The following is a 14,247-nucleotide window of genomic DNA, read 5'->3' as shown; positions in this document are numbered from 1 at the left end:
CAGACGGTGATGTTCTCGCAGCCGGTGAACATCACCGCCGGCACGACCTATGTCGCCAGCTACCAATCCAACGGCCGCTATGCCGCGACGCCGAACTACTTCACCACGACGCGGACGAACGGCGTGCTCAGCGCRCCTTCMAGTTCCAGCAGCGGCGGCAACGGCGTCTACGCCTACGGCTCCGGCAACGAGTTTCCGACCTCGAGCTGGAGTTCGWCGAACTACTGGGTRGAYGTCCTGTTCGAGCGCTCCACCRCCAACGCGGTTCCGGTGGCCGCCAACGACAGCGGCTTCACCACCACGCCCGGAACGGCTGCGACGATCCAGGCGTCGGCGCTGCTCGCCAACGACAACGATCCGGACGGCGACCCGCTGACGATCACAGAGGTGGACAACGCAGTGAATGGCACCGTTGCCTTCAACGGCCAGACGAATGCCGTCACCTTCACGCCGACGGCCGGCTACAGCGGCCCGGCGAGCTTCCGCTACAGCATTTCCGACGGCCGCGGCGGCACGGCATCGGCGACCGTCAGCCTGACGGTGGTCCCGCCCTCGACGGGCACGCAGAGCGTCTTTGCCGCCACCAGCACGCCGACGACGCTCTCGGTCAACGACAACAACCGCGTCAACCTCGGCATGAAGTTCCAGGCGGACGTGGCCGGTTCCATCACCGGCTTCCGTTTCTACAAGGGCGCCAACAATACCGGCACGCACACCGGCTATCTGTGGAGCGCGACCGGCACGCTGCTGGCAAGCGCGACCTTCACGAACGAGACCGCCAGCGGCTGGCAGACCGTCAATCTCTCGAACGACGTCTCGATCCAGGCGAACACGACCTACGTCGTGTCCTACAGCAGCAACGGAAATTACTCGGCAACCAGCAACTTCTTCAATTCGGGCGTCGACAACAACAATCTTCATGCCCTGTCATCGGCCTTGAGCGGCGGCAACGGCGTTTACGCATACGGGGCGGCAGGGGTGTTCCCCACGAGCAGCTACAACAACACGAACTACTACGTGGACGTACTCTTCAGGCCGCAGCTGGCGGCATAAGTTTGGGCACAAGGGGCAGGCATGGTCGACGACAATCGACTCCCGGTAACCGTGCTGGCAGGGTTTCTGGGGGCTGGCAAGACGACAATTCTCAATCACGTGCTTCGCAATCGCGAGGACCTGCGGGTGGCGGTCATCGTCAACGACATGAGCGAGATCAGCATCGACGCGGATCTCGTACGTGATGGCGGAGCAGACCTTTCGCGGACGGACGAGGCGCTGGTCGAGCTGACCAACGGCTGCATCTGCTGCACGCTGCGCGACGACCTGCTCGGCGAGGTTCGCCGGCTCGCAGACGAGCGGCGCTTCGACTATCTCCTGATCGAAGGCACCGGAATAGCCGAACCCCTGCCGATCGCAGCGACATTCTCCTTCCGCGACGCGGCTGGGGCGGCGCTCGCCGACATCGCACGGCTGGACACCATGGTATCGGTCGTGGACGCCGCCAATCTGCTGGCGGACTATGCCAGCACTGATTTTCTGAGCGACCGCGGTGCGACGCGCGACGAGAACGACCATCGCAGCCTCGTCGATCTCCTGGTCGAGCAGATCGAATTCGCCGACGTCGTCGTCGTCAACAAGGTCTCCGAGGTGCCGGCCGAAACCAGGCAGGCCGTTCGCCGCGTCATTGCCGCGCTCAATCCGGATGCACGCGTGCTGGAGACGGACTTCGGCGTGCTCCCGTTGCGGGCCATCCTCAACACCGGCCTGTTCTCCGAAGCAAAGTCGGCAAGGCATCCCTTGTGGCACAAGGAATTGTTCGGCTGGGGCGACCACGTTCCGGAGACGGAGGAATACGGCATATCCAGCTTCGTGTACCGGGCGCGCCGCCCCTTCGATCCCTCGAGCTTCCATGCATTTCTTTCCAGGGAGTGGCCCGGCCTGATCCGGGCGAAGGGTCATTTCTGGTTGGCGACGCGGCCGGACTGGATCGGACTGCTGTCGATTGCCGGCGTGCAGCGGCGCACCGAGGCGAAAGGCCTCTGGTGGGCGACGGTGCCGCGCGCCCACTGGCCGCGCCAGCCACAGTTCCATGCGCTTCTCGACCGTCACTGGAGCCCGATCTGGGGCGACCGACGGCAGGAGCTCGTCTTCATCGGCACCCGGCTGGCCGAAGCCACAATCCGCTCAGCGCTTGATGAGTGCCTGGTCGGTGGCGAGGCCGGCTTCGATTCCAGCAGCGCGCGCGATCTGGATGATCCCTTTCCGCCCTGGCAACACGATTCCCCTCCTCCTTCACCTGCGAGCAACATCCTATGGAGACAACAATGACCCAGGAGCTTTATTCCGATGGCATCGGCGAGATCACCGTCACGGGCACGATCGTCCGCATCGACCTGATGTCCCTGTCGGCGACCGAACGCGACGCGAACAACAATCCAAAGCCGGTGTTCCGCCAGCGGGTCGTCATGCCGGTGGATGCCTTCGCCAATGCGGTCGACCTCATGCAGAAGGCGCTCAACGGCCTCGTCGAAGCCGGCGCCGTTCGCCGCATCGGCGACATTGCGGCCCTTCCGGCGGGCGATGCGGGGCAGCAGACACGGGGCTCGTCAAACGAGTCGCCGAATTTCAACTGAGCACGCGCGGCACTTATTGGGAGCGGCGATGGGCGCGTCTCAGCACACCAACCTCCAATGCCTGACGCTGGTCGCGCGTCATCATGGGATCGACCTGGCGCCCGAACGGCTAATGCATGACTATGCCATTGGCGAGCAGCCGGTTCCTACGCGAAAGCTCCTCAGGATGGCGAAGGATGCGGGCCTGAAGGCCCGGCATGTCCGCCTGAGCTGGGATGGCCTGTTCACGTTGGGCCAGGCCTATCCCGTGCTCGCCGAACTCGACAACGGCAACTGGATCGTGATCGCCGCCGCCGCCGGCAGCGGCGAGGACCGGATGATCCGCGTGCTCGATCCGCTCGCGAAGCGTCCGGAGTTCATTCTTCTCGACGAGGAGAAGTTCTCCCGAAGCTGGCATGGCTCCATCGTCCTCCTGAAGCGCAACTATCGCCTCTTCGATGACGATCAGCCCTTTGGCCTGCGCTGGTTCATTCCGGAGATCGTGCGCCAGCGCAGCCTCTTTCGCGACGTGGCGCTGGCGGCCTTCGTTCTCTACGGGCTTGGCCTCACCACGCCGATCTTCTTCCAGCTGGTGATCGACAAGGTTCTGGTGCACCAGAGCTATGCGACGCTCACCGTCCTCACCGTCGGCATTGCCATCGCGCTGATCTTCGATGCGGCCTTCACCTTTCTGCGGCGTTATCTGCTGCTCTACGCAACCAACAAGATCGATATCCGGATCGCCACCCGAACATTCGGCCACTTGCTGGATCTGCCGATCGCCCTGTTCGAGCAATCCTCAGCCGGCGTGATCGTCAAGCACATGCAGCAGACCGGGCGAATTCGCGAATTCCTGACCGGCCGTCTGTTCCTGACGCTTCTGGACAGCCTGTCGCTGCTGGTGTTCGTGCCGATCCTTCTTCTCTACAGCGTCAAGCTGACCTTCGTCGTGCTCGGCTTTGCCTTGCTCGTCGGCCTCGTCGTCATGATGCTCGTTGGGCCATTCCAACGACGGCTGCAGGCGCTCTACCGGGTCGAGGGGGAGCGGCAGGCGCTGCTGGTCGAAACCGTGCACGGCATGCGCACGGTCAAGTCGCTTGCCCTGGAGCCGCGGCAGCGGCAGGTGTGGGACGATCGTTCGGCCGAAACCATTTCCGTGCGCTTTCGCGTCGACAAGATCTCATCGATCGCCCAGGCCATCACCGGGCTGCTGGAAAAGCTGATGAGCGTCGCCATCATCGGGCTCGGCGCGCTCGACGTCTTCAGCGGCGCGATGACAATCGGCGCGCTGGTCGCCTTCAACATGCTGGCCGGGCGCGTTTCCGGGCCGCTCGTCCAGATCGTCACCATGGTGCATGAGTATCAGGAAGTGGCGCTTTCCGTGCGGATGCTCGGCGAGATCATGAACCAGCGCCGCGAACAGGCCGGCCGCGGCCGCGGAATCCGGCCGGAGTTCAGCGGAAAGATCGAGTTCGACAGGGTCACCTTCCGTTACGTGCCGGAAAACGCCCCGGCGCTCGACGACGTGTCGTTCACCGTTCCCGCCGGCTCGGTCTTCGGCATCGTCGGCAAGAGCGGCTCCGGCAAGACGACCGTGACGCGACTGATCCAGGGGCTATACCAGAACCAGCAGGGGCTGGTCAGGATCGACGGCTACGACAACCGGGAAATCGATCTCGTTCATCTGCGCTCGAGCATCGGCGTGGTGCTGCAGGATAATTTCCTGTTCCGCGGCTCGGTGCGCGAGAACATCGCCGCGGCCAAGCCGGACGCGAGCATCGAGGAGATCGTCGACGTCGCCCGCATTGCCGGCGCAGAGGAGTTCATCGAGCGGCTGCCGCGTGGCTTCGAGACCATGCTGGAAGAGAATGCCGCAAACCTTTCAGGCGGCCAGAAGCAGCGTCTTGCGATCGCGCGCGCGCTGCTGACCAACCCGAAACTGCTCATTCTCGACGAGGCCACCAGTGCGCTCGATCCCGACAGTGAAGCGATCATCCGCGAGAACCTGAGCAAGATCGCGAAGGGGCGCACCGTCATCATCGTTTCGCACCGGCTGTCGACGCTGGTCGACGCCGACGCGATCCTCGTCGTGGAGCGCGGCAAGGTTGCCGATATCGGCCGCCACGACCAACTGGTTTCGCGCTGCATGACCTATCGCCACCTATGGTCCCAGCAAACAAGGCAGGTGGCATGAGCGACGACAGCGCGAGAGGGCACGAGAACCTTCCCGTTCCGGCCGGCAAGCCCGGAACCGAACTCGTCGTGCAATACGCCCGCCCGCCGGTGATCGCGGAATTCCAGTCGGACGCCGTGGAACTCGAAGAACGCGCGCCGCCCAGGGTAGCGCGGATGACCCTCTACGGCATCACCGCGCTGATCGGCTCGGCGATCCTTTGGGCATCGCTATCGAAGATCGACGAGGTCGTCATCGCCCCCGGCAAACTCGTCACCACGCAGCCGACCATTGTCGCCCAGCCGCTCGAGACGTCGATCATCCGCTCCATCGAGGTCTCGGCGGGAGACGTGGTTCACGCCGGCCAGACGCTGGCCAGAATGGACGCAACCTTCAGCCAATCGGACGCCGACCAGCAGCGCACGAAATTTTCCGCCCTCGACGCGCAGGTGAAGCGCATCGACGCCGAACTCGCAGGGGTCGACTACACGGCAAACGCAGGCAGTTCACCGGATGAGCTGCTGCAAGCGCAGCTTTTCGCCCAGCGCCGCGCTTACTACCTCGCGCAGGTGCAGAATTTCGACCAGCAGATCGCCGGCCAGCTTGCGGCGATCGCCTCCAGCAAGGATCAGCAGGCGGTGCTGACGAACCGGCGCGACAATCTCAATCGCATCGAAGGGGCGCGCGAGTCGCTCTACCGGAAGGACAGCGGATCGCTGATCAACTTCCTTGGCGCGCGTGACGCGCGGCTTGATGTCGAGACGAGCCTGTCGGCGTTGCGCGGCAAGGCGGCGGAAGCCGATCACACGCTGGCGAAGCTGCGAGCCGACCGGCAGGCTTTTGTCGAGGACTTTCGCAGGGCGTCGATGGAACAACTGGTCGAACTACGCAACCAGCGCGACACCGCCGCCGACGAATTGAAGAAAATGGAACTGAGGCGCGAGATGATCACGCTGACAGCGCCGGCCGACGCCGTCGTCCTCGACCTGGCCCAGCGCTCGGTCGGCTCGGTGGTCCGCGAGGCGGAGCCGATCGTGACGCTCGTCCCCCTCAACGTCCCGCTCGAAGCGGAGGTCTCGGTCAACTCCCGCGACATCGCGCGCGTCGCAGTCGACAGCGAAGCCCGGATCAAGCTCGACGCCTATCCGTTCCAGAAGTACGGAACGGCTTCCGGGACGATCCGCACGATCAGCCGCGACGCCTTCAACCCGACCCAGCAGGAAGCGGCCACGGGACAATCGCCTGCTCCCTACTTCAAGGCCCGGGTGCCGCTGACCGACATGCAACTCCACTCCGACGGTGAGACGATCCGGCTCCTGCCGGGCATGACGGTCTCGGCCGAGATCAAGGTCGGTCGCCGAACCGTCATCTCCTATTTCCTCTATCCGCTGCTGCGCGGGCTCGACAGCGCCATCCGGGAGCCTTGATGGCCTTGCCGAGGCACCGCAGTGATCCCTACGCTAAATGACGAAGAAGTCGCTGTAAGCGATGCCCGCACTTTTCAGGCCGGCTGACAGGTCGGCGAACTGCACGGCCTTGTAGGCGGATCCGGAACCATCGCGATCGAAGAACAGCGCCCCGGTCGCATCGTTGTAGATGATGCGGTCGCTGGCATCGGCAGCGGCAGTTCCGATCCGGAAGGCATCGGCTGACAAAGCACCGGCCTTCAGGCCGCGGAAGATCGCGTCGTCCAGATGGATGATATCGGACTTCGTGTCGAAGTCGCTGATTTTGTCGATATTCTTGCTGCTCAGGGCGGAGTTGAAGACGAAAGTGTCACTGCCACGCCCCCCGGTCAGAGTGTCGGCACCCGCGCCTCCGTTCAGAACGTTCTTTCCGGCGTTGCCGACCAGAACGTTGTCGAGCGCGTTGCCGGTGCCGCCAATGCTTTTGGTACCGGTCAGCGTCAGGTTTTCGAGGTTTGCACCGAGCGTGAGCGTGACGGAACTCTTGACGAGGTCGATGCCTCCATTCGCATCCTCCTTGATCGTGTCGCCGCCATCGGTGATGTAGGTGTCGTTGCCGGCACCGCCAATCAGCGTGTCCTTGCCGGTACCGCCGTTCAGGACGTTCTTGCCGGCATTGCCGGTCAGTGTGTTGGCGAGGGCGTTGCCGGTGCCGTTCAGCGCGCCGGTTCCGCCAAGGATCAGGTTTTCGACGTTCGCCGAAAGCACCAGACTGACGGTGGATTTGACGGTGTCCCTGCCCGCACCCGCTTTTTCGACAACGACATCTCCCGCGTTGGCGACGATATAGGTGTCGTTGCCGGCACCGCCGTCGAGCCGGTCGCCCCCCTTTCCGCCATCGAGCACGTCGTCGCCCTCGTAGCCGAACAGCCGGTTGGAGGCGATGTTGCCGGTCAATGCATTGGCAAGCTCATTGCCGTGCCCCTCGACGCTCGCGTTGCCGGCGAGCACTAGGTTTTCGAAGTTGTCGTCCAGATACCAGGTGGTGCGGGTTTCGACGGTATCGACGCCTTGATTCGCTGTTTCAGTCAAAACGGCGTCTGCGTTGCGGATGACGTAATAGTCATTTCCCTGGCCGCCCGACACGGTGCCGGTGATCGATCCGCCGATCAGGTTGATGCGGTCGTTGCCCTCTCCCATGTCCACATTGCCTTCGATGATGCCGCCGCTATTGAGCGTCAGCGCGTCGTCGCCAGCCAGGAAGAAAATGTTGCCCTGAACGAAACCGGAGTTTGAGAAGGTGTCTGCCCCCCCGCCGAGGTCCAGGTGCCCCCTTATTGTGCCGGTATTGACCACCTGCTCGGCAGCAAGGCCACCGACGACCGCGTCCTGACTACTCCCCAACTTGTCGTGCGCGGCTATCGTACCGGAATTGAAGACCGTGTTGACCTGTGCTGCGTTCGTGAGCACATCGAGCCGACCATTGATGGTGCCGGTGTTGTTGATCGCAGCTTTGCCAGCGGCGTCCCCATAAGCAGCAACGAGACCATTCATCACCCCATTGTTGACGATGTAGGTGAAGTTCGATCTGGCAACTACGGCGCTATAGCCTCCCCCGATCATCCCATTGTTGGTGAGGTCGAGTTTCGTCAGGAGGACATAGATACCTTCGTTCGAGCCGTAGACCTCTCCATCGTTTTCAAGTCTCAGTGTGGCCTCCACCCCTGGTGCCCAGGCCATCATCGCCGTCGACGAGCTTCTGACCGAACCTGTGTCCCCCACGACGATCTTGGTATCGGTTCCCGCACCCAGATAGATGCCGACCTCGCTCCCAAAAACGTTCCCATCCACGATGAACTTGCGGTTATTCGCTGTGACGCTGGCGTCGATCGCGCCGCGGGGCGAGGGCGCGACGGCAAGCGTGACACCCTCACGTATCATCCAGACATCGTTGTCGGTCGAGGCCGTAACGGGTGTGATTGACTCTACTTCTATAACGTGAATCGCCATTTGAGCTTCCCTCCATCACGGTTCAATCCGATGCCGCGACAGCGGCCTGGCTTCGGTTGCTAGCGCGAAGCGAGACAACTGGTTGTCACCGAGGAAACAGCTAACGTGAAAATCGAGAGAGGATGCCGAACGAGCGGCAGCGGCGAAGCTGCGGCCGGCGCGCGTCGGGACTCATTCGAGCGGGTCGCAGTGAACGCCCGGCTCAGCTGGTGCGGAAATGCTTCGACAGCTTCAGGCCCTGCGCCTGGTAGTTGGAGCCCAGTCCGGTGCCGTAGAGGCTTTCGGGAAGCTCGAGCATGCGCTCGTAGACGAGACGCCCGACGATCTGGCCGTGCTCGAGGATGAAGGGCACCTCGTGGCTGCGCACCTCCAGCACCGCACGGCTTCCCGAACCGCCGGCGGCGGCATGGCCAAAGCCGGGATCGAAGAAACCGGCATAGTGGACGCGGAACTCGCCGACGAGCGGATCGAATGGTGTCATTTCGGCGGCATAGAGCGGCGGCACGTGCACCGCCTCGCGCGAGACAAGGATGTAGAATTCATCCGGATCGAGGATCAGTTCGTTGCGGCCGCGGCTGAACAGCGGCTCCCAGAAATCGAACACGTCGTGCTGGTTCTTCTTGTCGACGTCGACGACGGCCGTGTGGTGCTTGCCGCGATAGCCGACGAGGCCGTCCGGCCCGGTGCCCACCAGGTCGATTGACAGCGCGATGCCGCCGCCCGAGACGTTCGGCGTGTCGCTCGCCACCAGCGTGTCGGATGCGTGCAGCGCCAGAAGCTCGGCATCCGTCAGCAGCGCATTGCCGGTACGAAAGCGGATCTGCGACAGGCGCGAGCCGCGCCGCACGACGATCGGAAAAGTGCGGGGCGAGATCTCGAGATAGAGCGGCCCCTTGTAGCCGGCCGGGATCTTGTCGAATTCCTGCGCCCGATCGGTGATGACGCGGGTGAAAATGTCGAGCCGGCCGGTCGAGCTTTTCGGGTTGGTGGAGGCGGACAGATCCTCCGGCAGGTCGAGGCTTTCCATCAGCGGCACGATATAGACGCAGCCCGTCTCCAGCACGGCGCCGTCGGTAAGGTCGATCACATGCAGCTTCAGCCGGTCGAGCTTGTCGGCGACCAGATGGGCAGGCCCGGGCAGGAAACTGGCGCGGACGCGGAAGGCCTTCGAGCCCAGGCGCAGATCGAGGCTCGCCGGCTGAATCTGGTCCGGGTCCAGCGCGGCCTCGCTTATCAGCCTGTTGCTGTCGAACAGCCCCTTGATGGCGCGATCCGCCAGAATTCCCGTTGCACGTACCATAGACCGTTCCTTTAAACTGGCCGACAAAACCAAATGCCGGCAATTGACGCAAGCACCGCCTCGCAGTATGGAGCGGATATCCCGTGGTGATTTGGCCGGTCGGCTTGCAGCCACGTTAAACAAGTAGCTAAAAAGGCCGGGTGTCCAACCGGCCTGCTTTTCGCGGCCGGTTTTTTTGTTTTGGAAGGCAATCATCATGAGCAAGTCCTGGCGCCCGGCAACCCAACTCGTCCATGGCGGCACCACCCGTTCGCAGCACGCCGAAACCTCCGAAGCCATCTTCCTGACCCAGGGTTTCGTCTACGAGACCGCGGAAGCCGCCGAGGCTCGCTTCAAGGGTGAGACGGAGGGCTTCATCTATGCCCGCTACGGCAGCCCGACCAATGACATGTTCGAGCGGCGCATGTGCCTGCTCGAAGGCGCCGCGGAAGGCCGCGCCATGGCATCCGGCATGGCGGCGGTTGCGGCCGCGATCCTCTGCCAGGTGAAGGCCGGCGACCATATCGTCGCCGCCCGCGCCCTGTTCGGCTCCTGCCGCTGGGTGGTCGAGACGCTGGCGCCGAAATACGGCGTCGAGTGTACGCTGGTCGACGGGCGCGATCTCGCCAACTGGGAAAAGGCGATCCGGAAGAACACCAAGGTCTTCTTCCTCGAAAGCCCGACGAACCCGACGCTGGAGGTAGTCGACATCGCCGGCGTGGCCAAGCTCGCAAACCAGATCGGCGCCAAGGTCGTCGTCGACAACGTCTTCGCCACCCCGCTCTTTCAGAAGCCGCTTGAGCTCGGCGCCCATGTGGTCGTCTACTCGGCCACCAAGCACATTGACGGCCAGGGCCGCTGCCTCGGCGGCATCGTGCTGTCCGACAAGGAGTGGATCGAGGAAAGCCTGCAGGACTACTTCCGCCACACCGGTCCCGCCATGTCGCCGTTCAACGCCTGGACGCTGCTGAAGGGGATCGAAACGCTGCCGCTGCGCGTCAAGCAGCAGACCGAAAACGCTTCGCGCATTGCCGACCTTCTCGCCGATCACCCGAAGGTTGCCCGCGTCATCTACCCCGGTCGCAAGGATCACCCGCAGGCCGACATCATCGCCAGGCAGATGTCCGGCGGCTCCACGCTGATCTGCATCGAGCTCAAGGGTGGCAAGGAAGCCGCCTTCGCGCTGCAGAACGCCCTCGAGATCGTCGAGATCTCCAACAATCTCGGCGACGCGAAGAGCCTGATCACCCATCCGGGAACGACGACGCACAAGAACCTGACCGACGAGGCCCGCGCCGAACTCGGCATTTCGCCCGGCACCGTCCGCTTCTCCGCGGGCATCGAGGACAGCGAGGACCTGCTCGCCGACTTCGCCCAGGCGCTGGAGAAGGTGAAATCCTGAACCCGGTGAAGCAGCGCATGCCGGCCGTGCGCTGCTTTTTTTGCGCCCAGGGGCAGCCAACGCCGCTTGACGATCGACAATTGTCTTGATCGGATCGTCGAGAACGTGCCAACCAATGGATGGCGGTGAGCGTGCTGCCGCAAATGCCAAAGCGCAGATGCGATGCACCTGCGCGCATGGTTCGCCGCAACCCGTTCGAGAGCAATCAGCCTAAGGCCTTGGAATGTACAGAGCGCTTACCCGCGATATCGAGGTCACTGTCGAGCCCTATTTTCTGGAGGAGCAATCCGACCCGGACGACAGCCGCTATGTCTGGGGATACCGCATCGTCATCGCCAACCATTCCGATGCGACCGTCAGGCTGATGACGCGCTATTGGCACATCACCGACCAGAACGGGCTCGTTGACGAGGTCAGCGGTCCCGGCGTGGTTGGCGAACAACCGGTGCTGGGACCGGGGGATACTTACGAGTATTCCTCCGGCTGCCCGCTCGACACGCCATCCGGTGTCATGTTCGGCCATTACCAGATGGAAACGACAAGCGGCGAAGCGTTCGATGTCACCATCCCCGCCTTCTCGCTCGATGCGCCGGGCCAGAGCCGCACCCTGAACTGACCCCCGGCGTCTAGAGCCTTTCCGGGTTAGATTGAAGCATTAGATCGCGCCGTCGCTGTTGAAGATGTCGGCCATCACCTTCCAGTCGTCGCCGGCTTTCTTCCAGACGACCACGTACTTTCCCTTTTCGTCAACGGGCTTGTCGGTCGAGTATCCGAGTTCGTACGTTCCGATCTCATAGGCGATGTCGCCCGACTGGGCGACCTCGACAAGGGAGGGCGAAAAGGTGAGGGAAAAGTCCTTCATGCCGACCAGGCCCTTCCAGGCGGCCTCGACTGCGTCGCGTCCCTTGGCAATCGGCATGCCCGGCGCCAGGATCGATCCGTCTTCGGCATAGAACGCGGCGATGGCCTGCGGGTCCTTTGTCGCGACCGCCTTCAGCCAGGCCTCGTCATTCTTCAGAATCTGCTGCTTGTCGGCGTCCGAGTTCGCCACCGGCATATCGGCCGCCATCACGACGCCGATTGTCATCGGCACGAGAAAGGCAAATGCGCGGATCATGGCCTGCTCCTCGACGAGCGCGGCGGCCGGACGAAGCGGTCACCGCGGTCGTACTGTCCAGCGTGCGCGCAATTCTAACACAAAAGCGGACGCCGGGGCGGGCGTCCGCTTTTGCAACAGATCGAGTGCGTCAGGCGGCGGTGACTTCGCCAACCTCGAAGCGGTACGTCGTCGAACAGAATTCGCACGTTGCCGCGATATGGCCGTCGGTCGCCGTATGCTCGACCTCATCCGGCGACAGGCCCGACAGCACCGCCTTGAGCTTGTCGCGCGAACAGGAACAGCGGTCGAACACCGCCTGTGGCGGATAGACCCGCACGCCGCGCTCATGGAAAAGCCGGAACAACAGCCGCTCGGTTCCGACATTCGGATCCGTCAGCTCGTCGGCATCGATCGTCTCGACGAGCGATCGGGCTTCGGACCACTTGTCGTCCTCAGCGATGCTGTGGCCGACTTCCTCGCCGTCTCCGCCCGGCAGATCCGCCTGGCGCATGCGCTCAGGCGACTCCGGCAGAAACTGCGCAACCATGCCGCCCGCACGCCAGCGGTGACGGGCTTTGCCGTTCTCATCGCGGTCGAACAGTTCGGCCACGCCGAGGCGAACCCGCGTCGGAATCTGTTCCGACTGGCGGAAATAGACTCCGGCGATCTCCTCGAGCGTGTGGCCGTCGAGCGCGACGATGCCCTGGTACCGCTGCATGTGAGCGCCCTGATCGATGGTGAAGGCAAGGATACCCTTGCCGAGCAACTCGTGCGGGGCGACCTTGCCGGACTGTACCGCTTCCTCCAGCGCGTCGGCGTCGAACCGGGCATAGGCGCGCACGTTCTCGGGGCTGGAAAAGTCCGCGACGAGCAGATCGACCGGGCCGTCGCTCTTCGTCTGCAGGATCAACTTGCCCTCGAACTTCAGCGACGTGCCGAGCAAGACGGTCAGCACGATCGCCTCGGCCAGAAGGCGCGCGACGGGCTGCGGGTAGTCGTGTCGCTCGAGGATCGCGTCGAGCAACGGCCCAAGCTGGACCGCGCGGCCGCGCACGTCCAGGCCTTCCACCTGGAACGGCACGACGTGGTCGTCGCCGGCAAAATCGAGTTCGCCAAGTATCGGGGCTGGCTGGGCCATATTTCGCTCCTTCAACGCCATCGGCCGTCCGGCGGGATGCTGGCCACACCTGCCTGCGACGGCTGCGTTCTTCAGTGATTCTGCGCTATCGCCGTCGGAATGATCTCACATCCGGCGGATGCGACGCCAGCGGCGCCGCTGCAACATCGGGGTTCGCGCCATAGATCGTGGCGCGTCAAGCCGTTTTCAATAGGGCGTGAACGGCCGGTCAAATGGCGTTCAGGCACCAGGCAAGGATGGACTTCTGCGCATGCAGGCGGTTCTCCGCCTCGTCGAAGACGACCGACCGCGGTCCATCGATCACCTCATCGGTGACTTCCTCGCCGCGGTGCGCAGGCAGGCAGTGCATGAAGAGCGCGTCCTTGTCGGCCTTCTGCATCAGCGCCTCGTTCACCTGGAAGGGCTGGAAGATGTTGTGGCCACGGGCGCGGTGCTCCTGGTTCATGGAAACCCAGCAGTCGGTAACGACGCAGTCAACGCCGGCGACGGCCCGATCGGCGTCGTGGCAGAGCATGATCTCTCCGCCATTGTTGCGCGCCCAGTTGAGGATCTTGTCCTCCGGCTCGGAGCCAAGCGGCACGGCCATGTTCATGCGATAGCCGAAGCGGGCCGCACCCTCGACGAAGGAATGCAGCACGTTGTTGCCGTCCCCGGTCCAGGCGATCGTCCGTCCCTTCACCGGTCCGCGATGCTCCTCGAAGGTCATGATGTCGGCCATGATCTGGCAGGGATGCGTCAGGTCCGTCAGGGCGTTGATCACCGGCACGGTCGCATGCTCGGCCATCTCCAGCAGGCGCGCATGATCGGTCGTACGGATCATGATCGCGTCGACATAGCGCGACAACACCTTCGCCGTATCGCCGATCGTCTCGGCGCGGCCGAGCTGCATCTCGGTGCCCGACAGAAACAGCGTCTCGCCGCCGAGCTGGCGCATGCCGACGTCGAACGAGACCCGGGTGCGGGTGGAGGGCTTTTCGAAGATCATCGCCAGCATCTTGCCGGCAAGCGGCCTGTCGGCCGTGCCCTCCTTGGTCGCCGCCTTTCGCACCTTGGCGTCGTCGATGATCGTGCGAAGATTCTCGGCCGTCATGGCGGAGAGGTCGAGGAAGTGTCTGGCCATGCTGTCAGTCC

At 63.5% G+C, this 14,247-nt stretch carries 12 protein-coding genes and 1 riboswitch; of the genes, 7 read left to right on the top strand and 5 right to left on the bottom strand.

The window, feature by feature from the left end; all coding sequences use genetic code 11:
- The 5 genes from AC1DDS_RS11460 to AC1DDS_RS11440 all read left to right on the top strand — a co-directional run.
- On the top strand, window positions 1-1,053 hold a 1,053-nt coding region (locus AC1DDS_RS11460; protein WP_477479008.1), incomplete at its 5' end, for a DUF4082 domain-containing protein.
- 21 nt (window positions 1,054-1,074) lie between these two features.
- Window positions 1,075-2,325 carry a GTP-binding protein gene (locus tag AC1DDS_RS11455; RefSeq protein WP_477479007.1) on the top strand — a complete coding sequence of 417 codons (1,251 nt, stop codon included), beginning with the start codon at window positions 1,075-1,077 and terminating at the stop codon, window positions 2,323-2,325.
- Window positions 2,322-2,630 (top strand): hypothetical protein, encoded by a 309-nt coding sequence (locus tag AC1DDS_RS11450; RefSeq protein ID WP_477479006.1) that lies wholly within the window; start codon window positions 2,322-2,324, stop codon window positions 2,628-2,630. The genes AC1DDS_RS11455 and AC1DDS_RS11450 overlap by 4 nt, the downstream gene beginning before the upstream one ends.
- Before the next feature lie 28 nt (window positions 2,631-2,658).
- A complete protein-coding gene (locus AC1DDS_RS11445) occupies window positions 2,659-4,803 on the top strand; it encodes a peptidase domain-containing ABC transporter (protein ID WP_477479005.1) in 2,145 nt (714 codons plus the stop codon).
- Window positions 4,800-6,209, top strand: a complete 1,410-nt coding sequence (locus AC1DDS_RS11440; protein ID WP_477479004.1) for an HlyD family type I secretion periplasmic adaptor subunit — start codon at window positions 4,800-4,802, stop codon at window positions 6,207-6,209. Before AC1DDS_RS11445 ends, AC1DDS_RS11440 begins: the two co-directional genes overlap by 4 nt.
- 33 nt (window positions 6,210-6,242) lie before the next feature.
- Here the strand turns inward: AC1DDS_RS11440 and AC1DDS_RS11435 are convergent, their stop codons facing one another.
- Together AC1DDS_RS11435 and AC1DDS_RS11430 are read right to left on the bottom strand one after the other, a co-directional pair.
- Window positions 6,243-8,198: a calcium-binding protein gene (locus AC1DDS_RS11435; protein WP_477479003.1), complete on the bottom strand. Its 1,956-nt coding sequence runs from the start codon at window positions 8,196-8,198 to the stop codon at window positions 6,243-6,245.
- Between the two features lie 202 nt (window positions 8,199-8,400).
- Window positions 8,401-9,498 carry a 2'-deoxycytidine 5'-triphosphate deaminase gene (locus tag AC1DDS_RS11430; RefSeq protein ID WP_477479002.1) on the bottom strand — a complete coding sequence of 366 codons (1,098 nt, stop codon included), beginning with the start codon at window positions 9,496-9,498 and terminating at the stop codon, window positions 8,401-8,403.
- Between the two features lie 73 nt (window positions 9,499-9,571).
- A riboswitch (SAM riboswitch) is annotated at window positions 9,572-9,650 on the top strand.
- A 44-nt stretch (window positions 9,651-9,694) separates the two neighbouring features.
- On the opposite strand from AC1DDS_RS11430, the gene AC1DDS_RS11425 reads away from it, so the two are divergent.
- Both AC1DDS_RS11425 and apaG read left to right on the top strand, forming a co-directional pair.
- Window positions 9,695-10,879 (top strand): O-succinylhomoserine sulfhydrylase, encoded by a 1,185-nt coding sequence (locus AC1DDS_RS11425; protein ID WP_477479001.1) that lies wholly within the window; start codon window positions 9,695-9,697, stop codon window positions 10,877-10,879.
- Between the two features lie 223 nt (window positions 10,880-11,102).
- Window positions 11,103-11,495: a Co2+/Mg2+ efflux protein ApaG gene (gene apaG / locus AC1DDS_RS11420; RefSeq protein WP_477479000.1), complete on the top strand. Its 393-nt coding sequence runs from the start codon at window positions 11,103-11,105 to the stop codon at window positions 11,493-11,495.
- 39 nt (window positions 11,496-11,534) lie between these two features.
- Here apaG and AC1DDS_RS11415 read toward each other — a convergent pair whose 3' ends face one another.
- From AC1DDS_RS11415 to argF, 3 genes are all read right to left on the bottom strand, one after another.
- Window positions 11,535-11,996, bottom strand: a complete 462-nt coding sequence (locus tag AC1DDS_RS11415) for a YybH family protein (RefSeq protein ID WP_477478999.1) — start codon at window positions 11,994-11,996, stop codon at window positions 11,535-11,537.
- 130 nt (window positions 11,997-12,126) lie between these two features.
- Window positions 12,127-13,116 (bottom strand): Hsp33 family molecular chaperone, encoded by a 990-nt coding sequence (locus AC1DDS_RS11410; RefSeq protein WP_477478998.1) that lies wholly within the window; start codon window positions 13,114-13,116, stop codon window positions 12,127-12,129.
- A gap of 208 nt (window positions 13,117-13,324) precedes the next feature.
- Window positions 13,325-14,236, bottom strand: a complete 912-nt coding sequence (gene argF, locus AC1DDS_RS11405) for an ornithine carbamoyltransferase (protein WP_310411485.1) — start codon at window positions 14,234-14,236, stop codon at window positions 13,325-13,327.
- Between the last annotated feature and the right edge of the window lie 11 nt (window positions 14,237-14,247).

The sequence above is a fragment of the Mycoplana sp. 10N416 genome (assembly GCF_056394765.1).
This window is presented reverse-complemented; position numbering and strand designations above follow the sequence as displayed.